This window comes from Cupriavidus sp. 2TAF22, from assembly GCF_052115045.1.
In the GTDB taxonomy this organism is placed as follows: Bacteria; Pseudomonadota; Gammaproteobacteria; order Burkholderiales; family Burkholderiaceae; genus Cupriavidus.
The window spans coordinates 111350-137529 of sequence record NZ_JBFRFX010000006.1 but is presented as its reverse complement, the minus strand read 5'-3'; the positions used below and the strand labels follow the sequence as shown (position 1 = coordinate 137529).

The 26180-nt window shown below is 67.4% G+C and carries 26 protein-coding genes; 7 read left to right on the top strand and 19 right to left on the bottom strand.

The genetic code is table 11. The features are described 5' to 3' along the window. Positions 1–90 precede the first annotated feature (90 nt). From AB4Z48_RS09635 to AB4Z48_RS09615, 5 genes are all read right to left on the bottom strand, one after another. A complete protein-coding gene (locus AB4Z48_RS09635) occupies positions 91–1323 on the bottom strand; it encodes an MFS transporter (protein ID WP_441613696.1) in 1233 nt (410 codons plus the stop codon). Positions 1324–1399: 76 nt separating this feature from the next. Further along, a complete protein-coding gene (locus AB4Z48_RS09630; protein ID WP_441613695.1) occupies positions 1400–1861 on the bottom strand; it encodes a chromate resistance protein ChrB domain-containing protein in 462 nt (153 codons plus the stop codon). Positions 1862–1898: 37 nt separating this feature from the next. Next, a complete protein-coding gene (locus AB4Z48_RS09625) occupies positions 1899–2489 on the bottom strand; it encodes a superoxide dismutase (protein ID WP_441613694.1) in 591 nt (196 codons plus the stop codon). Positions 2490–2507: 18 nt separating this feature from the next. Further along, positions 2508–3713: a chromate transporter gene (locus tag AB4Z48_RS09620; protein ID WP_441613693.1), complete on the bottom strand. Its 1206-nt coding sequence runs from the start codon at positions 3711–3713 to the stop codon at positions 2508–2510. Between the two features lie 40 nt (positions 3714–3753). Continuing rightward, on the bottom strand, positions 3754–4728 hold the full coding sequence (locus AB4Z48_RS09615) for a chromate resistance protein ChrB domain-containing protein (protein ID WP_441613692.1): 975 nt from the start codon (positions 4726–4728) through the stop codon (positions 3754–3756). Between the two features lie 284 nt (positions 4729–5012). Between AB4Z48_RS09615 and AB4Z48_RS09610 the strand changes: the two genes are divergently transcribed. Then, positions 5013–6353, top strand: a complete 1341-nt coding sequence (locus tag AB4Z48_RS09610) for an MFS transporter (protein WP_441613691.1) — start codon at positions 5013–5015, stop codon at positions 6351–6353. Here AB4Z48_RS09610 and AB4Z48_RS09605 read toward each other — a convergent pair. Next, positions 6326–6481, bottom strand: coding sequence for a hypothetical protein (locus tag AB4Z48_RS09605; RefSeq protein WP_441613690.1), 156 nt, complete (start codon positions 6479–6481; stop codon positions 6326–6328). The genes AB4Z48_RS09610 and AB4Z48_RS09605 overlap by 28 nt on opposite strands. A 149-nt stretch (positions 6482–6630) precedes the next feature. Here AB4Z48_RS09605 and AB4Z48_RS09600 point away from each other — a divergent pair, with 149 nt between their 5' ends. After that, positions 6631–7092: a MarR family winged helix-turn-helix transcriptional regulator gene (locus AB4Z48_RS09600; RefSeq protein WP_441613689.1), complete on the top strand. Its 462-nt coding sequence runs from the start codon at positions 6631–6633 to the stop codon at positions 7090–7092. Positions 7093–7222: 130 nt separating this feature from the next. Here the strand turns inward: AB4Z48_RS09600 and AB4Z48_RS09595 are convergent, their stop codons facing one another. From AB4Z48_RS09595 to AB4Z48_RS09580, 4 genes are all read right to left on the bottom strand, one after another. After that, positions 7223–7642 carry an organic hydroperoxide resistance protein gene (locus AB4Z48_RS09595; RefSeq protein ID WP_441613688.1) on the bottom strand — a complete coding sequence of 140 codons (420 nt, stop codon included), beginning with the start codon at positions 7640–7642 and terminating at the stop codon, positions 7223–7225. 132 nt (positions 7643–7774) lie between these two features. Continuing rightward, positions 7775–8368, bottom strand: a complete 594-nt coding sequence (locus AB4Z48_RS09590) for a copper resistance protein CopQ (protein WP_441613687.1) — start codon at positions 8366–8368, stop codon at positions 7775–7777. Between the two features lie 414 nt (positions 8369–8782). Continuing rightward, positions 8783–10099, bottom strand: a complete 1317-nt coding sequence (locus tag AB4Z48_RS09585; RefSeq protein ID WP_441613686.1) for an ATP-binding protein — start codon at positions 10097–10099, stop codon at positions 8783–8785. Next, on the bottom strand, positions 10096–10836 hold the full coding sequence (locus AB4Z48_RS09580; RefSeq protein WP_441613685.1) for a response regulator: 741 nt from the start codon (positions 10834–10836) through the stop codon (positions 10096–10098). Before AB4Z48_RS09580 ends, AB4Z48_RS09585 begins: the two co-directional genes overlap by 4 nt. 442 nt (positions 10837–11278) lie before the next feature. Between AB4Z48_RS09580 and AB4Z48_RS09575 the strand changes: the two genes are divergently transcribed. Continuing rightward, positions 11279–11842 carry a thioredoxin family protein gene (locus AB4Z48_RS09575; RefSeq protein WP_441613684.1) on the top strand — a complete coding sequence of 188 codons (564 nt, stop codon included), beginning with the start codon at positions 11279–11281 and terminating at the stop codon, positions 11840–11842. Between the two features lie 153 nt (positions 11843–11995). Continuing rightward, complete coding sequence (locus tag AB4Z48_RS09570) at positions 11996–13048, top strand: alpha/beta fold hydrolase (RefSeq protein ID WP_441613683.1); 1053 nt, start codon at positions 11996–11998, stop codon at positions 13046–13048. Between the two features lie 38 nt (positions 13049–13086). Here AB4Z48_RS09570 and AB4Z48_RS09565 read toward each other — a convergent pair whose 3' ends face one another. Continuing rightward, positions 13087–14418 (bottom strand): sensor histidine kinase, encoded by a 1332-nt coding sequence (locus tag AB4Z48_RS09565; protein WP_441613682.1) that lies wholly within the window; start codon positions 14416–14418, stop codon positions 13087–13089. Continuing rightward, entirely contained in the window at positions 14415–15158 is a 744-nt protein-coding gene (locus AB4Z48_RS09560) for a response regulator (RefSeq protein WP_441613681.1), read from the bottom strand. The genes AB4Z48_RS09565 and AB4Z48_RS09560 overlap by 4 nt, the downstream gene beginning before the upstream one ends. A gap of 246 nt (positions 15159–15404) precedes the next feature. On the opposite strand from AB4Z48_RS09560, the gene AB4Z48_RS09555 reads away from it, so the two are divergent. Further along, positions 15405–17186 (top strand): cytochrome c biogenesis protein DipZ, encoded by a 1782-nt coding sequence (locus tag AB4Z48_RS09555; RefSeq protein ID WP_441613822.1) that lies wholly within the window; start codon positions 15405–15407, stop codon positions 17184–17186. Positions 17187–17219: 33 nt separating this feature from the next. On the opposite strand, the gene AB4Z48_RS09550 is transcribed toward AB4Z48_RS09555, so the two are convergent. After that, positions 17220–17903, bottom strand: coding sequence for a Crp/Fnr family transcriptional regulator (locus AB4Z48_RS09550; protein ID WP_441613680.1), 684 nt, complete (start codon positions 17901–17903; stop codon positions 17220–17222). Between the two features lie 197 nt (positions 17904–18100). Here AB4Z48_RS09550 and AB4Z48_RS09545 point away from each other — a divergent pair, with 197 nt between their 5' ends. Further along, on the top strand, positions 18101–19612 hold the full coding sequence (locus AB4Z48_RS09545; protein WP_441613679.1) for a class I adenylate-forming enzyme family protein: 1512 nt from the start codon (positions 18101–18103) through the stop codon (positions 19610–19612). A 56-nt stretch (positions 19613–19668) separates the two neighbouring features. Here AB4Z48_RS09545 and AB4Z48_RS09540 read toward each other — a convergent pair whose 3' ends face one another. The 5 genes from AB4Z48_RS09540 to AB4Z48_RS09520 all read right to left on the bottom strand — a co-directional run bounded on the left by AB4Z48_RS09540 (position 19669) and on the right by AB4Z48_RS09520 (position 23333). Further along, positions 19669–19881, bottom strand: a complete 213-nt coding sequence (locus AB4Z48_RS09540) for a hypothetical protein (protein ID WP_441613678.1) — start codon at positions 19879–19881, stop codon at positions 19669–19671. A gap of 292 nt (positions 19882–20173) precedes the next feature. Beyond that, complete coding sequence (locus tag AB4Z48_RS09535; protein ID WP_441613677.1) at positions 20174–20632, bottom strand: FAD-dependent oxidoreductase; 459 nt, start codon at positions 20630–20632, stop codon at positions 20174–20176. Between the two features lie 38 nt (positions 20633–20670). Continuing rightward, positions 20671–21198 carry an FAD-dependent oxidoreductase gene (locus tag AB4Z48_RS09530; protein ID WP_441613676.1) on the bottom strand — a complete coding sequence of 176 codons (528 nt, stop codon included), beginning with the start codon at positions 21196–21198 and terminating at the stop codon, positions 20671–20673. Between the two features lie 37 nt (positions 21199–21235). Then, the gene (locus AB4Z48_RS09525; RefSeq protein WP_441613675.1) at positions 21236–22219 is read right to left on the bottom strand and encodes a Bug family tripartite tricarboxylate transporter substrate binding protein; all 984 of its coding nucleotides are present in this window, start codon (positions 22217–22219) and stop codon (positions 21236–21238) included. A 163-nt stretch (positions 22220–22382) separates the two neighbouring features. Beyond that, a complete protein-coding gene (locus AB4Z48_RS09520; RefSeq protein WP_441613674.1) occupies positions 22383–23333 on the bottom strand; it encodes a LysR family transcriptional regulator in 951 nt (316 codons plus the stop codon). Positions 23334–23555: 222 nt separating this feature from the next. Here AB4Z48_RS09520 and AB4Z48_RS09515 point away from each other — a divergent pair, with 222 nt between their 5' ends. After that, positions 23556–24326, top strand: a complete 771-nt coding sequence (locus AB4Z48_RS09515) for a sulfite exporter TauE/SafE family protein (RefSeq protein ID WP_441613673.1) — start codon at positions 23556–23558, stop codon at positions 24324–24326. Between the two features lie 27 nt (positions 24327–24353). Here the strand turns inward: AB4Z48_RS09515 and AB4Z48_RS09510 are convergent, their stop codons facing one another. Then, positions 24354–25979, bottom strand: a complete 1626-nt coding sequence (locus AB4Z48_RS09510) for a thiamine pyrophosphate-binding protein (RefSeq protein WP_441613672.1) — start codon at positions 25977–25979, stop codon at positions 24354–24356. Between the last annotated feature and the right edge of the window lie 201 nt (positions 25980–26180).

The following is a 26180-nucleotide window of genomic DNA, read 5'->3' as shown; positions in this document are numbered from 1 at the left end:
TCGCCTGCGCATCCGGGACTTTTGCCATTCGCATTCTCCACGCCAGCGTCACCGTTGGAAGGAGGCGGGCCGGATCAACGCCCATGTACGCTAATCGAGTGGCCTGACACGCCTGAAAGCGGCCAGGATGGCGAGGTCATAGCCAATCTTCAGCACGCCGCAGGCCAGCAACGGCGCGCCTATCCAGCCCATTGCCATCAGGCCACCGGCAAGCACCGGGCTGATGGCGGCAGCCAGGCTCCTCGGTACCGCAGTCAGGCTCGCGGCCGCAGTGCGCTCGGCTGGCGTCACCACGGCCATCACGTACGCCGTCCGGGTCGGCACGTCCATTTGCGACAGCGCACTGCGCGCGAGCAATAGCAGCAGGGTCATCGTCAGTGACGGCGCGAATGCGGCGGCGATCAGGAAGACGCTGGAAGGAATGTGTGTGAACACCATCGTGTTCAGAAGACCGACCTTCCGTGCCAGTGGCACCGCGGCGAACTGCGAGGCCGTTGTCAACATTCCAGCCCAGAAGAAGAACTGCCCTGCCGCGCCGGGAGACATCCCGAAGCGCTGCATCAGCCAAAGTGAAAGCAATGCATTGACCACCAGCCCGCCCGCGAACGCGTCCACGCTGAACAGCATCGCCAGACGAATGACGATGCGACGAGACGGGCCCAGAGGCGTTGTTGCCGAGACCGACTGCGGGGGGCTTTCGGGCAGCCGCGCATAGAGGCCCCAGAGCGCAATGCCGGTCAAGGCGTAGATGCCGAACATCAGGCGCATTGCAGCCAGAAGCGACAGGCCGGCATGCAAGGAAATCCAGCCGGGCAGGGCTGCGGCCAGGGCGCCGATGGCAGCAGAGAAGGCGCCAACAAGGCTGTAGCGGGCGTATAGCGCGGTGCGCGCGTCGGGTATCGCCGCCTCTGCCAGCCGGGCCTGCTCCAGCGGCAGGAACACGCTGACATCGCCGGAACTCGGGTTCAGCGTGCCGATGAAAGCGACGATCAACAGCGGCCAGAGCGAGGACAGGCCGGCAAAGCCCACCCCGGTCGCCGCCATCAGCACTGCCGCCAGTTTCAGCAAGCGACGTTGTGGAAAACGGCTGCCGACGAGCCCGACCAGAATCGTAGCGAGGGCAGAGCCGATCAGCGTGGCGCTGCTGATCAGCCCGACAGCCAGCTGGCCAAAGCCGAGCCCCAGCAGGTACGCCGGCAAGAGTACCGCGACGAACCCGTCGCACAATCCGCGCAGCGCTCGCCCAATGAGAAGCGGCGTGACACGTGCGTCGATGCCCTGCGGAAGCAGAATCCCCGCGAGCTTGGTGTGGACGGTGGCCATTACCGACACCTCAGTCCCGTCTTGTACTCCGCAAGCTCGCGGCGAAAATCCGTTTCATCTGATGCCCCAGCGCTTTTCATGCGGACATTTGCGGCGGCCACGCATGTGTCTCCGCCTGGCAACTCTGACACCAAGCATATAGCGCGTCGTACATCACCATGCCATGTTCAAGCATTTCATGGTCGTCGGTGAAAACGTGAGACAGCCCCAGCGAAATGGCATAGAGGCCGCTCGACTGCGGTGTGAGGTCCAGCCGTGATGTATCCGCGCCGCGCACGATGCCGGCCAGTTGCTGCAGGGCCGGATCACCGCCGAGCTTGTACTTGCCGAGGAATGCGTCGAAGCTGCAAAGCTCGCCCACATGCGTCAGTTCGACACCAGGGATGTCATAAGGAATTGCGCCGCTTTCGCTGGCGATGCGCGCGACGTCCCCGGCCCGCACGTACAGGAAGTCCGGTGTCTCGTCGATAAAGCGCGCGATCAGCCATGGGCAGGCGATGCGATCGATCTTGGGGCGTTCCCGCGTGATCCACTGCATGGTGACAGTCTCCGTTGGTTTGCAGGATGCATCCAGCCTACTGCTGCAGGGCCGCCAGTCGGTCGGCCACGCGTTTCCAGTGGATGTTCTGCATGAATGCATCCACATAGGCCGCGGCCTTGGCGCCGTAGTCCATGTGATAGGAATGCTCATACATATCGAGCGCCAGGATGGGCGTGGCACCGGCCAGCGTATGAGCGTGATCCGACGCCCACTGGTTGACAAGCCGATGGTCGCGCGGCGAGTAGGTGAGCAGCACCCAGCCCGAGCCGCCGCCAAGCGCCTTGCCCATGGCCGTGAATTCGGCCTGCCAGCGTGCGAACGAGCCGAAATCGCGCTCGATGGTGGCCTTCAGATTGCCTTCCGGCGGCCCGGCATCGCCAAGGCTGTCGAAATAGACCTCATGCAGGATCATCGAATTCGTGGCGATCAGCTCCTCGCGCTTCAAGCCATTGAGCAAGAACACGGGTGCGGTCGCCATATCCAGTGCGACAAGCTCCGCCGTAATGGCGTTGAGCCGCTTTACCGCACCACCGTAGTTGTTCTCGTAGTGGCTGACGATCAGTTTCTCGGACAGGCCCGGCAGCCTGGTTGGATCGCATGAGAGCGGCTTCGTCTGGTAAGTCATGGTGTCTCCTTTGGCGACTCAGTGATGCAGCAGCGGATAGGCCACCAGGCCGATCACGGCAGCACCCGCAACAATCATGGGTTCGGGCAGCTTCTTGAACTTAAGCAGCAGCGCAACGGTGACCAGCGCCAGCAGCGCGGTGGGAATATCGACGATCGAGCGCCTGGCCAGCACAATGACCGCTCCGGTGATGGCGCCGATGGCGGCTGCGGTGACGCCATCCACGAACGCCAGGATGGCGGGCAGCTTGCCGTACTTCTTGAAGTAAGGCGCCGGCAGGATGGTGAACAGGTAACAGGGCAGGAAAGTCGCCGCCGCTGCCACGCAGGCACCCGGCAGTCCCGCGACCAGATAGCCAATGAAGCCGACGGTGATGACGACCGGGCCAGGCGTAATCATGGCCACGGCCACGGCGTCGACAAACTGCTTGTCGTTCAACCACTGGTGCTCAGTCACCACGCCGCCGTACAGGAACGGTACGATGGCAAGCCCTGAACCGAAGACGAACGCACCGGCCTTGGCAAAGAACACACCGATCTGCGAGAGCAGTGGCCAGTCCACCGTACTCAGCAGGCCGCTTGCCGCCGGGAAGGGTGTTGCTGCCATCGCATTCAGCTTGCCTTGACGCAGCCATTTCGGCGGCGCACGCCAGAACCAGACCAGAATGCCGGCCGCGAGAAATAGCCAGGCCACCTCCGACTCGGTGATGACCGTCACTGCGACGAGGACCAGGTAGATGAACCACAGCAGTTTGTCCTTGCCCACGCTTTTCCTGGTCAGCTTGTAGGCACTGATCGCGATGATGCCGATGACGGCTGCACCCACGCCGTAGAACACCGACTGCATCCACGTCAGCCCGCCGAAGCGCAGGTACGCCCAGCCGAGCGCCAGCACCATCAGGAACGATGGCAGCACAAAGGCGATGCCGATGAGCGTCGCGCCCAGGATGCGGTAATGCACATAGCCAAGATAGATCGCCAGCTGGGCCGCCAGCGGCCCTGGCGCCAGTTGTGCCAGCGCGATGCCTTCCTTGTAGTCGGCATCGGTGATCCACTGCCGCGCATCCACCAGGTCACGGTGCATGTAGCCGGCCAGTGCTACCGGGCCACCAAAGCCGAAGGTGCCAAGTCGCAGGAAGTAGAGCACCAGTTGCCGCAGCGTGTAGCCGGGGCGGCTATGCGTTGGCTGGGCCGACGAGGTATCGGCTGGTTGGGGCGAGTTCATCGTTAGTCTCGAGGGGTGAGCTTGATTGGGGGGGAGTGGCCTAGCGTTTGCGGCTGCCGGAGAAGTGCACATGGAGCGAATCGAGGACATGGCTCATCTCGCCCAGCAGGGCATCGTCATCGGGCAGCCGCTCGCGGGCACCGGTCAGCATGGCCTCGAAGCCGCTCGCTTCCGCGACGGGCGTGCCGCCGATGTCGAGTACGTGAATCATCTGGCCAAGGCGCGCCAGTCCCTTGTCCTCGTCGAGCCCAAAGCTGGCGAGCAACACCTCGAACGAAACGCGGTCGCCGATATGGGTGAAGGTCGCGCCATCGAAATCGAATCCCAGCGCATCGTCCGGGCATTGGCGCACGTCGTCGAGCCAGAGGAAGGTGGCGTGGGGATCGATGAAGCGCTGGATCAACCAGGCACAGGCGACTCGGTCCACCCAGAGGTGCCGGCGGGTCGCCCAGCGCCTTCCCTGATACTGGGCGGGATCGCGTCGCGGGATGCGGCCGGCTACTCCGTGCGGTTCGCCGGGCGACAGGAGGATGTCGACGGCCGCGTTGAAGTCGCGCCATTGCGCTTCCGCCCGGGCTGACGCATCGCTGTGGAAGAAATCGATATTCCGGATCGCGTCGAATGCCCGGCCGTGACGGCGCACCAGGCGCAGCAGTTCCGCTTCGTCCGCGTCACCCAACGTTGCACGGGCGCCGGAGAGTTCGGCCGTCCAGGTCGCATACTCGGCAGACCGGTCGAACAATGCGCGATACTCGGCATCTTCATGCGCATCGTTCGTCTGGACCGAAAGAATCCAGACCTTGCCGTCCTCGCTTTTCGCGTCCCCGGCCAGCTTTTCGAGCTGGCCGCGCAATCCTGGCTGGTCGGGCAGAAGATAGGCGCCGTCGCGCAGCGGCGCTGCGCCGAGCGACTTGATGCCGCGCCACAGTCGCATGCGCGGCGTGGCGGCCGATGTCGGCAGGCTGACGATCAGCAGCAGCCAGGCGGCCTGGGGGCTTGATTGGAGAGGGTTCATGCGCCAAGCGTAGCTGGCCGTAGTCGCCTCTTCAATGTTGTAGATATCTCTACAATTCCGGGAATCCGGTAAAGATGCGCAATCGTCACAGGCACGGGCGCTTAAGTTCAGACGCCGCTGGCGATAGTCGTCATTGGTGGACGCATCATGGCGACCGTGCCGACGCTGTTTGTCCTGCCGGCCCCATGCGGCGCGGCGTGGCCCTGGGCCGGCAACGGCATGCCGTCACAGGCGACAGCGCACTGGTCGAAGTGTAGTGAGCGTTTTGAAGCGTCGGAGACGTCATGCTTGAAGTACTGGGAAATCGCACGTACAGGCACCTGTTTGCGGCGCAGGTGATTGCACTGGTCGGGACGGGGCTRGCAACCGTTGCGCTTGGGCTGCTGGCCTACGACCTCGCCGGGGCAAACGCTGGAAGCGTCCTTGGCACGGCGCTCGCTATCAAGATGGTGGCCTATGTCGGCATCGCGCCCGTGGTGGGCGCCTTCGCCAACCGCCTGCCGCGCCGCGCATTTCTCGTGGCGATGGACCTCGTGCGTGCCGCCGTGGCCATTTCGCTGCCGTTCGTGACACAGGTCTGGCAGATCTACGTGCTGATCTTCCTGCTGCAATCGGCCTCCGCCGCCTTCACGCCAACGTTCCAGGCGACGATCCCGGACGTGCTGCCGGAGGAGAAGGACTATACCCGTGCACTGTCGTTGTCGCGCCTGGCCTACGACATGGAGAGTCTGGCGAGTCCTGCGCTTGCTGCGGCATTGCTGTCGGTCATCAGTTTTCACTGGCTGTTTGGTGGCACGGTCATTGGCTTCCTTTGCTCGGCCGCACTGGTGGTATCGGTGCGTCTGCCGCAGTCCCGTGCCGTGGACCGTACGGGCAGCATCTACGCGAAGACCTTTCGCGGGATCTCCATCTACCTGCGTACCCCGCGCCTGCGAGGGCTGCTTGCGCTGAACCTTGCCGCGGCAGCCGCCAGTTCGATGGTGATCGTCAATACGGTTGTCTACGTGCAGGGCAATCTGCAGCGTCCGGCATCGGACGTGCCGTTCGGACTGGCGGCATTCGGTTTCGGCTCGATGCTTGTTGCGCTGATGCTGCCGCGCTTCCTCAATGCGCGTCCGGACCGGCCCCCAATGCTGACCGGGGCGTTCATCATGACCCTTGGCCTTGCGTTCGGCGTGGTGCTGACCGGCCTTGCGCCGGCGGCCGAGTGGCCGGCATTTCTTCTGACGTGGTTTGTGATCGGCGCTGGCTACTCGATGACGCAGACGCCGGGCGGACGCCTGCTCAGGCGATCCGCCACCTCGCCCGACCGAGCGGCGGTGTTTGCCGCGCAATTCTCCCTGTCACATGCATGCTGGTTGATCGCCTATCCGCTGGCCGGCCAGATCGGCGCCGGGTATGGCATGACTGCAGCGTTTGCAGTGCTGGCCGGCATCTCCTTGATTGGTGTCCTTTGCGCATGGCGGCTATGGCCGGCCAATGACCCCGACATGCTGGAGCACGAGCATCCTGAAGGCGACGAACTGGATGCCCACCTGGAAGAAGGAGAGAGGACCGGACAACGCAGGCATCGCCACGCTTTCACGATTGACGACCTTCACCGGGAATGGCCCGGCAAGTGGTAATCGATGCCGCTCGCCTCGCGGGCGATCGCTTTGATGGCCTCAACTTCCACGGCTTCGAGTGAGGCCAGAGCTTGCTGAAACAGGCTTTCAATATTTAGCGTGTCAGCAGGCAGAGCCTCCTCGGACATCCACTGCCCGAAGCGGTGAACCCGGATGTGACGCCATCGGAACAGGCACCCCCGGTGTTTCCGTTCCCGATTTTCATAGCGGTTCCGATTAACGCGTATCCGATGTATGCTGTGTCATTCAACGGACAGCGCTAACGCGAGGGATACAGATGAAATCGAATGTACGGGCCGATCCCGAAGACGTAAAACTGGCCGACTTCCTGTGCTTTGCGGTCTACTCGGCGAACCTGGCGTTCGGCAAGGCCTACAGGCCGCTCCTCGATAAACTCGGCCTCACCTACACCCAATACGTCACGATCATCGCGCTTTCGGAGGAGGACGACCAGACGGTCAGCGGCCTCGGCGAGAAGCTCTTTCTCGAATCGAATACCCTCACGCCGATCCTCAAGAAACTCGAAGCGGTGGGCTACGTGGAGCGCAAGCGCGATGCGGCCAACGAGCGCCAGGTGCGGGTCAGCCTGACGAAAAGCGGGAGGCGCCTGCGCGAACGGGCCCAGGACGTCAATCTGGTGGAGGCCTGCGGCCTCACGCCCCAGGGATTCACGAAGCTGCAAAAGGACATCGTCGGGCTGCGCAACAATCTCGTCAAGGCTGTGCGAAGCGAGGCGTGACGGCCGGCACGGCCGGTCAGAAGCTTGCTGCCAGGCCCGGGGAAACGCCTGAGATGTCTGGCGGGGCCTGCAAGGCAGGGGGCAGCCCGCCCGATCGGCGCGGGCGGGCCGGGGCCGTGATGCGCGTGGCTCAGACCACGTTGATCACGACGTCGATATTGCCGCGCGCGAGCTTGGAGTAAGGGCAGGTCTGGTGCGCGCTGTCCGCCAGGGCTTGCGCAACGTCGCGCTCCAGTCCCGGCAGGCTGACGTTGAGGCGGGCCTGCAGGAAGTAGGCGTCGCCGCCGTTGACCAGGTCCACTTCGGCGTCGACGGCCAGGTCGGCCGGGAGCGCGACCTTCAGCTTGCCGGCCGCAATCCCCATCGCGCCGATGAAGCAGGCCGACCAGCCGGCGGCAAACAGTTGCTCCGGATTGGTGCCGCTGCCCGTCGTGCCGGGCGACGAAAGCTTGATGTCCAGGTGGCCATCGGTGCTGCGGGAGCTGCCGTCGCGGCCGCCGGTGGTGTGGGTCTTGCCGGTGTACAGGACCTTGTTTTCGACTTGGGTCATGATGGACTCCTCAGAGTAAAAAACTGCCTTCGGATTCTTTGAAAGCGGGCACGGCTGCCGTGCCCGGGGTACAGAATCAGCGTGGGTATTGCGTGGATGTGCCGTTGCGCGCAGGCGGGACCCGCGGGGGCCTCAGGCAGCGGCGCGGGCACCATCGGTGAAGACATCGCGCTGGCCGATACGGGCGCCGTCCAGGTAGGGGTCGGCGGCGCGGGCCGGGTCGGCCGACACGCCGGTGCGGTCCAGGCCGGCAAGCGTGCGGGCACCATCGGTGAAGACATCGCGCTGGCCGATGCGGGCGCCGTCCAGGTAGGGGTCGACGGCGCGGGCCGGGTCGGCCGACACGCCGGCGCGGTCCAGGCCGGCGAGCGTGCGGGCACCATCGGTGAAGACATCGCGCTGGCCGATGCGGGCGCCGTCCAGGTACGGGTCGATGGCGCGGGCCGGGTCGGCCGAGGGGCCGCTGCGGTCCAGGCCGGCGAGCGTGCGGGCACCGTCGGTGAAGACATCGCGCTGGCCGATGCGGGCACCATCGATGAACGGGTCGCGTTCGCTGGTGCGGGCACCGTCGATGAACGGGTCGCGTTCGCTGATGCGGGCTGCCGCCGCGCTCTGGCCAAAGCCGTGATTCGTGGCCGCGTCCGCCGCGAAGGCCGCCTGCACGCCGCTTGCGGCGGCGACCAGTGCGATGGCGGAAACGAAGCGCTTTGCAATGATGGTGTTCATGATGACTCCTAGGCTGTATTCAGGGTCCGTGGACCAGTCCTGGTCCGGGGCTTGTGTTGCTGCCGCCGCTGGGTTGTCCGGGTTTTTCCGGGGTTTGTCGTTCCCGCCGCGCCATGAGATGCATTTAAGGCGACCGAAGTATCTGGCCCGTATCCGTGCAGGAGCACATCTGTGATCACACGTATCGTGTCGAGCAGCCGATACAAGCGAATACAAAGTCGTCGGCCGCGGCTGCGGCATGTGACGAAGGCGGCGAAAAGGCAGGCTGGCGGGGGGAGGGGGGCGACGCAGGACGCGCCAGGAATGGCGGGCCGCAACCGTAGCCGTGCTTCCACACGGTTACGCCCACGGCCACGATCGGGGCAAAGGAGGCAAGGCGGTGAGCCCGGCGCCGGCGCCGGGCGGAACCGGCCGCTAGACGGCCAGGGTGAGCTTGGCCTGGAGACCTCCGCCTTCGCGGTTGGAAAGCACCAGCCCGCCGCCGAGGGCCTGCGCCAGTTGCTGCGCGATCGCCAGGCCCAGCCCGGTGCCGCCGGTTCCCCTGTTGCGCGACATCTCGAGGCGATAGAACGGCTGCATCACCCGCTCCAGTTCGGACTCGGGGATACCTGGCCCGCGGTCGCGAACGGCGATGGCAAGGCGCCCGTCGGCCTCCCGTGACACGCAGACGGCGACGTCGCCGCCGAACTTCAGAGCGTTGTCGACGAGGTTCGTCAGGATGCGCCGCAGCGCCTGCGGCCGCGTCACGATCGGCGCGCATACCTTGCCGTCAATGGCAATCGCATGCCCGCCGTCCAGGTAGTCTCCCGCCAGGCTGTCGAGCAGCGCGTCGGCATCGACGCGAACCGGCGTCTCCGCGCTGCCATGCAGCGTGCGCGCGTAAGTGATGCCTTCGCGCACCAGATGCTCCATCGCGCGCAGGTCGCTGCGCAGCTTGCCCAGCGTCTCGGATTCGTCCATCAGGTCCAGCCGCAGCCGCATGCGCGTGATGGGGGTCTGCAGGTCATGGGAGATCGCCGCGAGAATCTCGATGCGCTCGGCGAGGTATCCGGCGATCCGCTGCTGCATGGCGTTGAAGGCTGTGGCGGCGTGCACGATCTCGGCGGGTCCGCGTTCCGGGATCCGCTCGGCCTTCAGGTCCGGTCCCAGCATCTCGGCGGCTTTCGCCAGCTGCTTGAGCGGACGCGTGACCAGGCGCACGGCGATCCACGCACATCCCGCCAGCAGGGCGAGCTGGATGCACAGCAGCACCGGAAGCCATGTCGACACCGTCATGCGGGCCGGCAGGATATCGATGGTGAGCGGGCTGCCGTCGCTCAGCCGCAAGTGCACCTGGAGATGCTCGCGCTTGCCCGGCAGCGCGTTTGCCTGCACTTCGTAGCGCCCCGCCAGCGCCTGTGCGATGGTCGTGGCTGCCCGCGCCGATTCCGACGAATGCAATGGCATGCCGGGCGTTCCGTGATCGAGCCTGTAGCTATATGCCGCTCGCCGCAGGCGGTCCAGCCAGGCCGGCCGTTCCGCCGCCGGCAGCCGGTCGAGGACCGCGACGGATCCCGCCACGTCGAGTTCGAGGTTGTCCAGCATCAGCCTGTCGGCGGCTTCCCTGCGCTCCATCACGACAAGCCCGAAGGAAAGCCCTTGCGCAAGCGTGAGACCGATCACGAGGATGACCATCAGGCGTGCAAACAAGGTGCGCGGCCATATGCGCAAGGCGTGGGTGGCAAAGCTCATGTGCGCTCCTCGTGGATTGCCACCGTCGCGGCGAATACATAGCCTTCGTTGCGCACTGTCTTGATATAGCGGGGCTCGCGCGCGTCGTCGCGCAGGCGCTGGCGCAGCCGGCTTACCATCAGGTCGATGGAGCGCTCGAACAGCTCGGCGTCGCGGCCCTGCGTGAGGTTGAGCAACTGGTCGCGGTTCAGCACCCGCTGCGGATGATCCAGGAAGGTGCGCAACAGCCGGTACTCCGCGCCGCTGAGGGCAACGACGACATCGTTCTCGTCGAGCAGGTGCCGCGCGGTCGTGTCCAGCCGCCAGGTACCGAAGGCCAGCACGGTAGCGGCTTCGGTGACCTGCAGGTTGGGCGGCAGCATGCGCGTGCGCCGCAGCACCGAACGTATCCGGGCCAGCAACTCGCGCGCCGCAAACGGCTTCACCACGTAGTCGTCGGCGCCCATCTCGAGGCCCAGGATGCGGTCGGTTTCCTCGTTGCGGGCAGTCAGCATCAAGACCGGCATGTTCCTGCGATCGCTGGCGCGCAGGTCGCGGCATAGCGTCAGCCCGTCTTCGCCGGGAAGCATCAGGTCCAGCACGACGAGGTCCACCGCGCCGGTTTCGAGCGCCGAGCGCATCTGGAGGCCGTTCTCAGCCAGGGTGACCCGCATCCCGCCGCGCTCCAGGTAGGTGGCGACCAGTTCACGGATCTCGCGGTCGTCGTCAACGATGAGGATATGGTCAGGCTGGATCATTTACGCATTCCATGGGCAGGTTGGGGGGCCGGTCATCTGGAGTGCGTCTTGCGCCGGGGGGCGCCGACGGTCCGCACGGCAGGCGGATTCGCAGGCCCCCAGCGGCAGGTCACGGAGCCGCGCAGCTCATACACGAACGCGGACAAGATCATGGCGACGACAAGCAACGGACGCGTCATTCGATGGTCCTCCTCACAGGTTGCGAAGGCGCGCTTTTGCGCGGTGAGGCAATTATGTGTGGGGTCGCGCGGCCCCTTGTATCGCTGTGTATCCAGGCCGCCGCCAGACAAGATACTTTTCAAATCAGGCGGTTTTCGAAACAGGCGGGATACGCGCGGGCGTTGAAATGCGTCTACCGCTTCCATGCAGGCGGCCGGTGCCGGCAGATATGCATTGCCTCGCAGACCGGGCGATTTTCCCATCCAACCCTGGAGCCTGAACCATGCGCCACGCAATCCGCGCCTGTATCGCAGCAGTCACCCTTCTCGGCGCAGCCACCCTGCTCGCCGCGACCTACGCCAACACGGCGACCCCGGCGCCTGCCAGCCACGGGATGGCGCCGGAGTTCACCGGCATCGAGCGATGGCTGAACTCGGAGCCGCTGTCCATTTCCTCGCTGCGCGGCAAGGTCGTGCTGGTCGACTTCTGGACCTACAGCTGCATCAACTGCATTCACACGCTGCCGTACGTCAAGCAGTGGCACGAAAAATACCGTGACCAGGGGCTGGTGGTGGTGGGCGTGCACACGCCCGAGTTCGCGTCCGAAAGATCGACCGCGAACGTACAGGACGCGCTCAAGCGCTTCGGCATCAAGTACCCGGTCGCGCAGGACAACGCGTACGCAACCTGGGGCGCGTACGGCAACCAGTACTGGCCCGCCCTCTACCTGATCGACGCCAGCGGCAAGATCGTCTACCAGCACTTCGGCGAAGGAAACTACAAGGAAACGGAGGCGACCATCGAGCGCCTGCTGTCGGAGCGCAAGCAGGAGCGCGCCGCGCAATGAGCGGCCGGTGCCGTCGGCTTGGGCCTTTGTAGCGCCATGTATCCGGAGGCGCAAAAGCTACATGCGCATGCAATCGCGCCGGGCCGCGGAAATATGCCGGATACACGGCATGCCTATTCTGCGGTCCGAGTGCAATCCATTGGGAGAGAGAGAATGTCGGATGAAATCAACCACCTTCGCCGCCGCATCTTCGGGACTGCGGCCATGACTATCGCCGCCGCCCAGTTCGGCCTGGCCGGCTCCGCCCGGGCGCAGGCCGGCAAGGCAGCACCGGCAAGCCTGCCCGCCATCAAGCCGGGTACGAATACATCGTTCGGCGCCTTGAAGCAGATCGATGCCGGCGTCCTGAATGTCGGCTACGCGGAAGCGGGCCCCGCCGACGGCCCCGTGGTCATCCTCCTGCACGGCTGGCCCTATGACATCCACAGCTTCGTCGACGTGGCGCCCATGCTGGCATCGGCGGGCTACCGGGTGATCGTGCCGCATCTGCGCGGGCACGGCACCACGCGCTTCCTCTCCGCCCAGACGCAGCGCAATGCCCAGCAGGCGGTGGTCGCGCTCGATATCATCGCCCTGATGGATGCCCTCGGGATCCAGCGCGCGATCCTCGCTGGCTATGACTGGGGCGCGCGCACGGCCAACATCATCGCGGCGCTCTGGCCGGAGCGCTGCAAGGCCATGGTCTCGGTGAACGGCTACCTGATCAACAACCGCGAACGCAACAAGGTGCCGCTGCCGCCGAAGGCCGAATGGGGATGGTGGTACCAGTTCTACTTCGCCACCGAGCGCGGCAAGGCCGGCTACGAGGCAAACCGCAAGGACTTCGCCAAGCTCATCTGGAAGGTCAACTCGCCGAAGTGGGATTTCGACGATGCCACGTTCAATCGCGCCGCGTCGTCCTTCGACAACCCGGACTACATCAGCATCGTGATCCACAACTACCGCTGGCGGCTGAGCCTGGCCGAGGGCGATCCGCAATACGACGAGCTGGAAAAGCGGCTCGCGGCGGGTCCCGCCATTGGCGTGCCCACGATCACCCTGGACGGCGATTCGGACGGCGTCGCGCCGGCTACGGACGGTACCGCCTACGCGAAGATGTTCACCGGCAAACGGACGCACCGGATCATCAAGGGCATCGGGCACAACCTGCCGCAAGAGGCGCCCCAGGCCTTCGCCGAGGCAGTCGTCGAAGTCGACCGGTACTGATCAGGCGCGGGCATTTCAGCGAGGCCCGGCGCCGCGGGTCAAGGCGTTGCGCAAGGGATGGTGATTTCCGCGCAGAGCCCGCCGCCTTCGCGGTTGCTCAGCTTGAGCGAGCCGCCGATCGCAAGCGCAAGCTGGTGCGCGATGGCCAGTCCGAGCCCGGTCCCGCCGGTCTCGCGGCTGCGCGACTGTTCCAGGCGGAAGAAGGGCTGCATGACGGCCTCGAGTTGCGCCTCGGGAATGCCGCGCCCGCGATCCATCACCTTGATGATGACCGAGCCTTGCGCATCTGTCTGCGCGCAGAGCTCCGCGGAGCCGCCGAACTTCAAGGCGTTGTCGATGAGATTGGTGAGGATGCGGCGCAGGGCGTGGGGACGCGTCAGGATGGTGCCGTCGAGCTTCTGCGCCATGGTCACGGCCTTGCCGGTGTCCTGGTAGTCGTAGGCGAGGCTCTCCATGAAGGACCCGATGTCGATGCGGGACGGCTTCTCGGTATCGCCATGCGTACTGCGCGCATAGGCCAGGCCTTCCTGGACGAGTCGCTGGATCTCGGCCAGGTCCTGAACCAGCTTGTCCTTTTCGACGGAGTCCTCCGCCATTTCGGCGCGCAGCTTCATGCGCGTGATCGGGGTCTGGAGGTCATGCGAGATCGCCGCCAGGATCTGGACCCGCTCCTCGACATAGTGGGCGATGCGGTCCCGCATGGCGTTGAAGGCCGTGGCGGCATGCGCCACTTCGCTTGGCCCCGTTTCGCTCAGCCGCGGTGCCTGCTTGTTCGGGTTGAGCGCATTGGCGGCATTGGCGAGGTCCGCCAGCGGGCGTATCGCCAGCCGCACCGCGAACCAGCAGCAAAGCACCAGAAGAATGAGCTGCGTGATCAGGACATAGGGCAGCCACTGTGCCAGCGGCATGGCGGCGGGGTGCACGTCGATCGTCAGGGGATTGCCGTCGCTCAGGGTCAGGTGGGCCTGCAGGCGCTTGCCGTCGCCCGGTATGGATTCGACCTTGACGGGAAAGCGCTGGCCGCCGGCGTCCTGGATCCGCGCGGCAATGTCGGCCCCCCGGCTGGTGAGGTCGGGGACGCCGGGCAAGCCCGGGCCCAGCACATATCGATACGTTCCGCGGTTGAGCCGCGACAGCCAGTCTGCCCGCTCGTTGGCCGGCAGGCGGTCCAGAATGGCGATCGAGGTCGCCACGTCGGTCTCGAGCGTGCCGAGCATCATCGCCCTGGCCGTGACGTAGCGCTCCAGGAACACCACGCCGAAGGACAGGCCATAGGCAATCGTCAGGCCGCCGAGAAGGATGAGGAACAACCGCGATGCCAGCGTGCGGGGCCAGGGCAGGAACCGCCGGGGCACGGGGATGGCGTTCATCGGCGGATCTCGGTGATCTCGACCGGCATGGAAAAGACGTAGCCCTCGTTGCGCACGGTCTTGATGTAGGCCGGCTCCCGCGCATCGTCGCAAAGGCGCTGGCGCAGCCGGCTGACCAGCAGGTCGATGGACCGCTCGAACAGTTCCGCTTCGCGCCCCTGCGTGAGATTCAGGAGCTGGTCCCGGTTGAGCACGCGCTGCGGATGATCGACGAATACGCGCAGCAGGCGGTATTCGGCGCCGCTGAGCGCCACCTCCGTGCCTTCCTGGTCGATCAGGTGCCGGCCGGAGGTGTCGAGCTGCCAGGTGCCGAAGCTCAGCAGCTGGCCGGCCTCGCTCACCTGGAGGTTCGGCGGCAGCATGCGGGTGCGGCGCAGCACGGCCTTGATGCGGGCCAGCAGCTCGCGCGCAGCGAACGGCTTGGCCAGATAGTCGTCGGCGCCCATCTCCAGGCCGACGATGCGATCGGTCTCGTCGCTGCGCGCCGTCAGCATCAGCACCGGAGTCGCCTTGTGCTTGCCGGCACGCAGTTCGCGACACAGGACCAGGCCGTCGTCGCCGGGCAGCATCAGGTCGAGCACGATGAGATCGACGGTGTTGGCCTCCAGGAAAGCCCGCATGTGCCGGCCGTCGGGTGCGACGGTGACGCGCAGCCCGTTCTTGGTGAGATAGGTCGAGACCAGTTCCCGGATTTCGCGATCGTCATCGACGATCAGGATGTGATCGATATGAGGGTCCATCGTAAGCACCTTCGACGTGGATTGGATACGGATTGGCAGCGGCCCGGGAAATGCGTCAACGCGGACTGTTTCCGGGGATTGTAAGCGCTTCTCTTTGTATCGCAATGTATCTGCCGGGGCGCCGCGCACACTTCCATACGCGTGCGGCCGATCCCGATACATCGGGGATATGTCGGTGGTGTTTCATACATGCATGGCCGGGATACAGCCGCGCCTCCCAGCATTCACGCAAAAAGGACGATCATGATTACGCTTCTGGCCGTTGCCTATCTCGGGGGTGTGCTGACGATACTCAGCCCGTGCATCCTGCCGGTGCTGCCGTTCGTCTTTGCGCGCGCGCAGCAGCCCTTCGTGCGCAGCACGCTGCCGATGCTCGCCGGCATGGCCATGACCTTTGCCCTCGTCGCCACCCTGGCGTCGGTCGGCGGCGGCTGGGTGGTGCAGGCCAACGAATACGGACGCTACGCCGCGCTCGCGCTGCTGGCCGTGTCCGGTGTCACGCTGCTCTCGCCACGGCTTGCCGGCGCGCTGACGCAGCCGGTCGTCGCGCTGGCCAACCGCTTGATGAAATCGACGGGCGGGACGTCGCAGGCGCCGACCTCCGGCGCTGCCTTGCTGGTCGGCATTGCCACCGGCCTGCTCTGGGCGCCCTGCGCGGGGCCGATCCTCGGCCTGGTGCTGACCGGCGCGGCGCTGCACGGCGCCAACGCAAAGACCACGCTGCTGCTTGTGGCCTATGCGGCGGGCGCGGCAACGTCGCTCGCGGTTGCGCTGCTGATCGGCGGCCGGGTCTTCACCGCCATGAAGCAATCGCTGGGTGCCGGCGAATGGGTGCGCCGGGGCCTCGGCGCGGCGGTCCTGTGCGGTGTCGCAGCCATCGGGCTGGGTGCGGATACCGGGCTGCTTGCGCGGTTTTCGAACGCCGGCACGGCCAGGTTCGAGCAGGCGCTTCTCGATACCTTCCCCGCGCACGCAAAGCCGCCGTCGACCAGGACGGCCGCGCGCGTGCGCGACGGCATCATGCGGGTCGCCGCCGACGCGCGCCCCGCGTTTCGCAGCGGCTTGCCGGTCGAGGGATCGTTGCCGTCGCTCGATGGCGCAGTGGGGTGGCTTAATTCGCCGCCGCTGACGAGCGAGCAACTGCGCGGCAGGGTCGTGCTGGTCGATTTCTGGACCTACTCGTGCATCAACTGCATTCGCACCATCCCCTACCTGCGGGCCTGGGCGGAAAAGTACAAGGACCAGGGCCTTACCGTGATCGGCGTGCACACGCCCGAGTTCGCCTTCGAACGAAACGCCGGAAACATCCGCAAGGCGATCGATGGCTTCCGTATCGGCTATCCCGTCGCGGTGGACAGCGACTTCAAGATCTGGCGTGCATTCGACAATCACTACTGGCCGGCCATCTACTTCGTCGATGCCAAGGGGCGGATCCGCTATCACCAGTTCGGCGAGGGCGACTACGACAAGGCCGAGAAGGTCATCCAGGACTTGCTTGCCGAAGCGGGCGCCGCGAAGGCCGCGACACCTGCCGTGACGCCGGACGCCACGGGTGCGCAGGCCGCACCCGACCTCGACAACGTGCGCTCGGCCGAGACCTACATCGGCTATCAGCAGGCGTCGAACTTTGCCTCGCCCGAAGGACTGACGAGCGATGTCGCGCGGAACTACACCATCGGCGCTCCGCGCCTCAATCGCTGGGGGCTGGACGGGAACTGGACGGTGGGCGCCGAGCAGGCGACGCTGAACCGGGCGAATGGCGGCATCACCTACCGGTTCCGCGCGCGCGATCTCCATCTGGTCCTTGGCGCGGGCGCCGACGGCAAGCCGGTGCGCTTCCAGGTGAAGGTGGACGGCAAGGCGCCGGCAGAAAGCCACGGTGCCGATATCGACGCGGCGGGCAACGGCACCGTCACCCAGACGCGCCTCTACCAGCTCGTGCGCCAGTCGGGCGAGGTCGCTGAACGCACCTTCGAGATCCGCTTCCTCGACCCGGGTGTCCAGGCCTTCGTCTTCACCTTCGGCTGACCGCCCTTCCCGGAAGGCGTCGCCGGGCGCCGGTCAGGCCGCCTGCGCGGCAAAGGCACGCAGCCCGGGCAGATCGATCACCGTGACGCGGCCGTAGGTGATCGCCAGCAGGCCATGCGTCTCCATCCGGCGCACGGCAAGATTGACCTTTTGCCGCGTGACGCCGGACAGATAGCCGATCTCTTCCTGCGTCAGCGGTATCTCGGCCTTGCCCAGGGGATAGAGGCGCGGATTGAACATCGCCAGCAGGCAGTTGGCGACGCGCAGGACGGGCTCGGTAAGGCGGTCGTTCTCGACCATGGCCATCAGTTGGCCGAGCCGTTCGTTGACGTGTTCGAGCAGGAAGCGGTTGAAGGGGATGCTGCAGTCAAGCAGCTTGAAGAACAGCGCGGCGGGCAGGCACGCCACGCGCGAGGTGCGCAGCGCGACGGCGTCGTAGTGCCAGGCTTCGGCCTTGATGACCGTGCCCTCGCCGAACCAGGCGCCGGCCGGAATGCCGGCGAACGTCATCAGCCGGCCTTCGCTCGACGTATTGCACACCTTGACCAGCCCGTCCACCACGCCGAACCAGCAATGGCTCGGCTCGCCGCGCCGGCACACGTAGCCGTCCGGCGCTACCACTCGCAGGCTGGTTCCGGCGCGCACCTGCGCTTGCAGCCCGGGGTCGAGCGCCCCGAACCACGGCGCGGTGAGTAGCAACTGGTCGATCGTGTCCATGGCTTGCGGGGTTGGCTTGTGTGTCGGCCGGCTCCGGCGCGGGATTGCCGCGGATTGTTGCGCACGGGACAGACTTGCGCCGCGCCCATGCCTAGAGTGGCAACCATCGAAGACGCGCGCAATGCCAGCCATGGCATGACGCGAAGCGTTCCGCCGCATATTCTGCGGGAATTCGCGCGCGCGGCCAACCGGAGACGATGATGGAGACTTCACTCGGCGCGCTGATCGCGCAGGCTGCCGCGCGCTTCGGCGACAAGACGGCGCTGGTGGCCGACGGGCAACGCTATTCCTTTGCCGAACTGGACCGCCTGTCGTCCGGCGTGGCCACCCGCCTGCTGCAACGCGGACATGGCCATGGCACCACGATCTCGCTCTACGCGCCCAACTGCGCGCAATGGATCGTGGCCTACTACGGCATCCTCAAGGCGGGCTGCATCGCCAACCCGCTCAACCTGATGCTGACAGCGCCGGAGGCGGCCTACGCGGTGGGCGACTGCGGCGCGTCGGTGGTGTTCGGGGAAGGCGACAAGCTGCTGGCGCTGCGCGAGGCGCTGGGCGAGGCCTGCCCGGCACTGGTCTCGCTGCAGGGCACCACGGCAGGCATGGAAGCGTTCGCCGACTGGACCGGCACGCCGCCCGACCCGGGCCTGCGCCTGGACCAGGACCGCCTCGGCGAGATCAGCACGATCGGCTACACCTCGGGCACCACCGGCAAGCCCAAGGGCGCCGTGCTCTCGCACCGGTCGATCCTGATGAACACCGCCATGACCGCGACCATGCACGGGCGAACCGAGGCGGATACCGTGGTCAGCGCGCTGCCCTTGTCGCACGTGTACGGCAACATCGTCATGAACTGCGCGATGGCGTATGGCATGACGCTCGTGCTGCACGCCGTGTTCAGGCCGGAAGTGGTGCTGCAGAGTATCGCCACGCATCGCGCCACCCTCTTCGAAGGCGTGCCGACGATGTACATGTACCTGCTGGACTATCCGCAGTTCGGCGACTACGACATCAGTTCGCTCACGCGCTGCACGGTGGGCGGCCAGACCATGCCGGTGGCGAAGATGGAGCAAGTGCAGGCGCGCTTCGGCGCACCACTGCTTGAGCTGTGGGGAATGACCGAGCTGGGCGGCCTGGGCACCACCCATTGCCTGCTCGGCCCGCGGCGGCTCGGCTCGATCGGCATCCCGCTGCCCTTCATGCAGGCGCGCATCGTGCGCGCCGATGCCGCCGGCACCGTCCTGCCGCCGCATGAAGTGGGCGAACTGGTGCTCAAGGGGCCGCTGACGATGGACGGCTATCTCAACCGCCCGGATGCCACGGCGCAGGCCATCGACGCCGAGGGTTTCCTGCATACCGGCGACCTCGCGTACATGGACAGCGACGGCTATATCTTCGTGGTCGACCGCCTCAAGGACATGATCATCACCGGTGGCTTCAATATCTATCCGGCCGAACTCGAAAGTGTGCTGTGCGAGCATCCCGCCGTGGCGATGGCGGCGGTGGTCGGTGTGGCCGACGCGTTGAAGGGCGAGCTGGCCAAGGCATTCATCGTTCCCGCCCGCGGGCACGTCGTCACGGAAGAGGCCTTGCTGGCGTTTTGCCGCACGCGGCTCGCCGCCTACAAGGTGCCAAGGCTGGTGGCGTTCGTGGACGACCTGCCCAAGACCGGGTCGGGCAAGATCCTGCGGCGCGCGCTGCGCGGCTGAGCGCAGCGCGCGTGCGGGCACGGGGCGCCTGCACGCGCGCCGGTGGCTGGCCCGGCTCAGCGCTGCGGACTATCGAGCAGCGTCCAGCGGTCCGGCGCGTCTTCGTTCGCGGCGGACAACACGAGGGTCTGCCCGCACGCCTCGCAGCGGTAGACAAAGCCCGTGCCGCGCATGGCTTCGCGCAGCATGGTGACCTTGGCCAGCCGGGGGTGTGGCGGGAAATGGCCGGGTCGGTCCACTTGCGTGATGCATAGATCGCAGAGTGACATGCCTGCCTCCGTTTGGATGGCCACGCGGGCCGGGAAATGCTGTGGTGCAGCATTTCATCCAGTATAGAGGTGTTTCGCCGCACGGCATGGCTTTATCGTGCGGGCCGTCGCGCCGCCGCCTCACTCGCGCCGGACGGCGGCGCGGCGGCCGCCAGCAGGCGGCGCGCCGTCAGCCTGGCGCCCGATGCCTGGCGGGCCTGGTTGCACAGGTGTGCGTGCCTGGCAGGAAAGACCCGATCCCGGCACCGCGGACTTGACAGCCTTCGGACGATGCGCCGCGCATGCCGGCAGCTCAGTTCCGTGCCTCCATGCGCCTGGTCAGGGCCGCCCGTTCCTGCACCGCGCTCCCCAGCAGCGAAAAGCCGACGAGCTGGCCGCTCGCGGCATCGGTGCAGAGCGCGCGCAGTGATTCGTCCACCGGGCCGGCGGCCTGTTCGACCAGCCAGTCGCCGCTGCCCGGCGGGGGCGCTGCCACCACGGCGGGCACCGCGGGCGTCTTCACGCTGACCGGCATCACCGGGAACACCACCGGCGTCGGCTCGCCGCACAGCGTGCGCGCGAGCGCGCGCGCGGCGTGCGTGATCGGCAGCACATAAGGCTGCACCTTGCCTTCGATCTCGGCGCAATCGCCCAGGGCATACACATCTGGCGCGCTGGTGCGGCAGCAGGCGTCGGTGCGGATGCCCTGGCCGGTGTCGATGCCCGCCGCGCGCGCCAGCGCGGTGCGCGGTGCCAGCCCGATGGCCGACACCACGAGATCCGCATCGAGCGTGCCGCCGTCGGCCAGCGTCAGGCGGTAGCCCAGCCCTCGTGCTCGATGGTGCTGACGCTGCGCCCGAGCAGCATGCGCACGCCGTGCCGGTGCAGGCCGCGCGCGTAGACATGGCCGGCGGCTTGCGGCAGCAGCCGCGACAGCGGCGCGGCGGCGGGGTCGATCAGCGACACGACGAAGCCGGCCGAGGCCAGGTCGTTGGCAAATTCGCAGCCGATCAGCCCGGCGCCGAGAATGGCGACCGAGCGGCAGTTCGCCAGCGCCAGGCGGAAGCGCGCGTAGTCGCGCAGGTCGTTGATGCACAACACGTCGGCGGYGCCCGTGCCCCGCAGCGGCGGCCGGCGCGGATCGGCGCCCACGGCCAGCACCAGCCGGCTGTATTCCAGCGCCGTGCCGTGCGATTCGACGGCATGCGCCTCCGCACGGATGCGCCCGACCACCTGGTGCGTGCGCACCGTCGCGCCGAGTTGCCGTGCCATCGCGGCGGCATCGAAGTTCGCCAGCGCGGCGGGCGCCTTCTTCAGCGCCAGCGCGTTGGACAGCATTGGCCCCCGCCCCCGCCCGCGACGCACCGCGTTCATCTCACTCCGCGCTGGCGCCGGACTCCTTGGCCACCTTGGTCCATTTGCTCGTCTCCGCACGAATGAAGCCGGCCAGCTGCGCGGGCGTCATGTCGCCGGCGGTCACGCCCTGTTCCTCGAAGCGCTTCTGCACTTCCGGCAGTTTCAGCACCTTCGCCAGTTCGGCGCCGATGCGCTGCTCGACGGCCGGCGGGGTGCCGTGCGGGGCCATCACGGCGTACCAGGTGGTGACCTCGAAGCCCTTCACGCCGCTCTCGTCCAGCGTGGGCACGCCGGGGTAGGCGCCGGAGCGCCTGGCCGTCGTCACGGCGAGCGCCTTGACCTTGCCGCTGCGCACATGGGGCGCGGCCGACGGGCTGGTCTCGATGGCCATCTGGATCTGGCCGGCGATCAGGTCGGTCATCATCGGCGCGCCGCCCTTGTAGGGCACGTGGGCGATATCGGTGCCGGTCATCGAGCGGAACAGCTCGCCGGACAGGTGCTCGGTGCTGCCGGTGCCGGCGGAGCCGTAGTTGACCTTGCCGGGATGCGCCTTGATGTAGGCGATCAGTTCGGGCACCGTCTTCGCCGGGATGGACTGGTTGACCAGCAGCACGTTGGGGGTCAGCGCGGCCAGGCCGATCGGGTCCAGGTCCCTGGTGAAGTCGTAGGGCAGGGTCTTGTAGATGCCGGGCGCCATGGTGTGCGCCACGGTGGCCAGCAGCAGGGTGTAGCCATCCGGCTGGGCGCGCGCCACGATGCCGGCGCCGAGCGTGCCGCCGGCGCCGGGCCGGTTGTCGACCACCACCGGCTGGCGCAGCGCCTCGCCGAGCTTCTGGCCGATGGTGCGGCCGATGATGTCGGTGGTGCCGCCGGCGGCGAAGGGCACCACCAGCGTGACCGGCTTGGCGGGCCACGGGTCCGCCGCGAAGGAGGCGGCGCCTGCCGACATGAGGATGGTGCCGAGGATGCCGGCGAGCGCGGCGCGGCGGGCGGTGGACTGCATGGTGTCTCCTGGAGGGATGGTTCTTGTCGTCGGCGCGCGGGCCGGCTGCCGCGCGTGCGCGCGGCGCCGGGCCAATGCAGGGCATGCGCCGGCGCGGCGCGATGGTGGCGTGACTGTACGAAGCGCGGCGAGGCGGCGCCAGTCACGTTACGGCAAGGGGTCTTCAGGATTCGTGAAGGGTGGCGCCGGGCCAGCGGCCTTCCCTGACCAGCGTGCGGGTCACGCTGGCCAGCACGGTGCGCGCCGCCAGCCCGGCCGGGGATAGCTCGTCGTCGGACAGGCTGACCAGCATGTTGGGCCGGCACACCGCGCCGTTCGTGCCACTGGCGCCGCCGCCGTCGGCGATCTCGATCATGTCGAGTGGCTCGCCGAGCAGCCGCGCCACCGCCGCGCCGGGCTGGATGGTGGCGCCCAGGCCGGCGCGCACCGCGTCCATCAGCATCGCCAGGCCGTCGATCTCGGCCACCACATTGGGCTGGTGCCGGCTGCGCGCGAAGGCCTTGTTGAGCAGGGCGCGCAGGCCATGCGGGCTGCTTGGCAGGATCAGCGGCAGGGCGCCGAGCTGTTCGAGCTCCACCGGCGCGCCCGCGGGCATGCCGGCCTGGCCCGTGCGCGCAATCACGAACAGGCGTTCCTCGAGCAGCGGCGTCACGCTCCAGCGCTGGCTGCCCTCGATCTGGAACAGCACGGCCAGGTCGAGCTGGCGCGCGCCGATCATCGCGGCCAGGTTGCCGGACAGGTTCTCCACCAGGTGCAGGCGGATATCGGGATAGCGCTCGCGCATGGCCAGCATGAAGGGCAGCCCGAGCACGGCGATCGTGCTGGGCGCCATGCCCACGCTCACATGGCCGGACAGGCGCGCGAGCTGGGCCGCGCGCACGGCGTCATCGGCATGGCGGATGGCCAGCTGCGCCTGGCGCCAGAAGGCCAGGCCCGCGTCGGTGGGCACGGTGCCACTGGAGGTGCGCTGCAGCAGCCGCGTGGACAGCTCGCTCTCCAGCCGGCTGATCTGCTGGCTCAGGGCGGAGGTGACCACGCCCAGCTTCTGCGCCGCCTGGCCCATGCTGCCCAGTTCCACCACCTGGACGAAATAGCGTAGCTGTCGAAGTTCCATGTTCCTTTCCCGATTCCCGTGCCCGAAGCAACAGCCGGCATTGTGCACGCCTTGCGGCGAGGCCCGCGCGGCGCCGGCCCCGGCGACCGCGCGAGGCTTCTCCAATCACCCATGTCATATAGATGATGTGGTTGACGTGAGGGTGAGCGACCCATATGATGGGGCACGCTTCGCAGCGCCGGATCCCTCCCGCCCCCGTCCCCTTCCCATCGGCTGCCCATCTTGCTGACCGAATTCCTCCTGTCGCAGACGCACCTGTCGCTGTTCCAGCTTGCCTGCCTGGTGCCGATCGTCATTTGGGCCTATACGATATTCGGGCTCACCGGGTTCGGCTCTTCCATCATGGCCATGCCGCTGCTGACCCAGATCGTGCCGTTGCGCACGGCCGTGCCGATGATCCTGTTCTTCGATCTGGTCGCCGGAACGCTGCTGGGCCTGCGCAGCCGCCGGCAGGTGAATACGGCAGAGTTGCGGCGGCTGGTGCCGGGCGTGCTGGCCGGCATGGCGTGCGGCCTGGCATTGCTGATGCATGCGCCGGAACGCCCGCTGCTGCTGGTGCTTGGCCTGTTCGTGCTGCTGCACTCCGCATGGAGCCTGCTGTTCAAGCGCGGCTACAGTGAACTGGATCCGCGGCTGTCGGTGCCGTTCGGCCTCGCCGGCGGCGTGCTGACCGCGCTGTTCGGCACCGGCGGCCCCGTCTACACCATCTACCTGGCCGGCCGGCTGCGCGATCCCGGGCAGCTGAGGGCCACCACCAGCACGCTGATCGTGCTGACCGCTTTCGCAAGGCTGGCGATGTTCGCGGCGGCGGGACTGTACGCCAATACCGCCATCTTCGTGCTGGCGGCCGTGCTGATGCCTTGCGCGATCGCCGGCTATCTCGCCGGCGGCTGGCTGCACCGGCGCATCGCGCCGGCGAAGGTCATCCACGCGGTATGGGGCGTCCTCGTCATGGCCGGACTCGGCCTGGTCTATCGCAGCGCGCTGGGCTGAGCGCCGGGCGCGCCGCGGCCGTGTCGCTCAGCGGCGCGCCACGACGGGCGCCGCCACGCCTTCCATCCGCACGTTGACGCAGGCCGGACGGCCCGATGCGATGGCGCGCCGCACGGCAGGCAAGAGCTGGTCCGGCGCCTGCACAAGCTCGCCGTGCCCGCCGAAGGCCGCGCACACCTGGTCGTAGCGGGTGGGCAGCAGTTCGCAGCCGACCAGCCGCTCCTTGCCATAGCTGTTGAGCTGGATCTGGTACTCGGCATTCCAGCGCGCGTCGTTGCCGACCACGGCGACGAACGGCAAGCCGTAGCGCACCGCGGTATCGAACTCCGCGACATGGAAGCCGGTGGTGCCGTCGCCCATCATGGCGATCACTGGCGCATCCGGCTGCGCCAGCCGTGCCGCCAGCGCCATCGGCAGGCCCGCGCCGATGGCGCCCGCGGGCCCGTTGATGACGCGGTGCGGCGCATGCAGGCACGCCTGCGCCCACTGCCCGAACTCGCCGCCGTCGGACACCAGCACCGCATCCGGGTGGCTATCCAGGATGGCTTGCAGCGGGCGGCATACCTGGACCGGGTGCAGCGCCCCGGCGGCCGTGGCGGTGTTCCATGCATCGGGCCGGTAGCGGATGGCGGCCGCCACTTCGTCCAGCCACGCGCGGTGCCGCTGCGGCCCGCTTGCTCCGGCCACGAGCTGCGCGATGGCGCTGCCGACGTCCGCGCGCCGTGCGAAGCGCAGGCGGTCGCCGGCGGCGCGGCGGCTGCGCGCGAGCTCGCTCTCGTCAGCATCGATCTGCAGGAAGCTGCAGTCGGCCGCAAAGGCGGGCGCGCCGCCGAACCTGAGCGTGAAGTCGAGGCGCTTGCCCAGCAACAGCACGCAGTCGGCCTGCGCCAGCATCTGCGCGAATGCACCGAGGCTGGGATCGTTGTTGCCGCGCGGGCTCTCCATGCCGACCACGGGAATGCCCGTGCGCGCCTCCAGCTCGGCGGTGCGCACGCGTGCGCGCGCGGTCAGCCAGGCCGGGCCGGCAAGGATCAGCGGGCGCCGCGCGCCCGCCAGCGCCGACAGCACGGCGGATGCGTCCTGCGCAGCGAGCGCGGGCGCGTGCGCCGGGACGGCGATGGAGGCGGGCACGCCGGCCTCCCGCACGGCGTCCTCCAGCGCATCGGTGGGCAGGCTCAGGTGCACCGGGCCGGGCCGGCCGGAGGCCGCGATCTGCATGGCCAGCGCCATGTCGGCGGCGATGCTGTCCGCGCCGGCGCAGGTCCAGGCTGCCTTGGCTACCGGCGCCGCCATCTCGGCCTGGCGCATTTCCTGGAAGGCGCCGAAGCCGTGCTGCCGGTTCGGCGCATGGCCCGACAGCAACACCAGCGGCGACTCCGACATCTGCGCGGTGTAGAGCGCGGAGACCGCATTGGCGTGGCCGGGCCCGCCGGTGACCATGGCCACGCCGAACTCGCCGGTCAGGCGCGCCCAGGCATCGGCCATGTGCACGGTGGCGGCCTCGTGGCGCGTGTGCAGCAGCCCGACGCCGGCGTCGAGGCAGGCGTCGAAGACCGGCATGATGTGATTGCCCGACAAGGTGAATATGCGCTTGACGCCGGCCTGTGCCAGCGTGCCGGCGAGCGCGTCTGCGCCGCGGTGAGACTTCGCCATTTGCTTTCCTGCTTGAGCTGGATATCGAGGGATTTGCCGGGTTGCTCGTACATGATGACCAGGGCTTCGACGTTGAGCGCCGCCGGGGGGTGCCCGGCCTCGCTTGCCATCGGCACCTCGGGCAGGGCCGGCAGGCGCTGCGGCGAAGTGGTCACCACAGCCCGCAGTTTGCCACCCTTGAGGTTGCCGACCAGCGCCGTC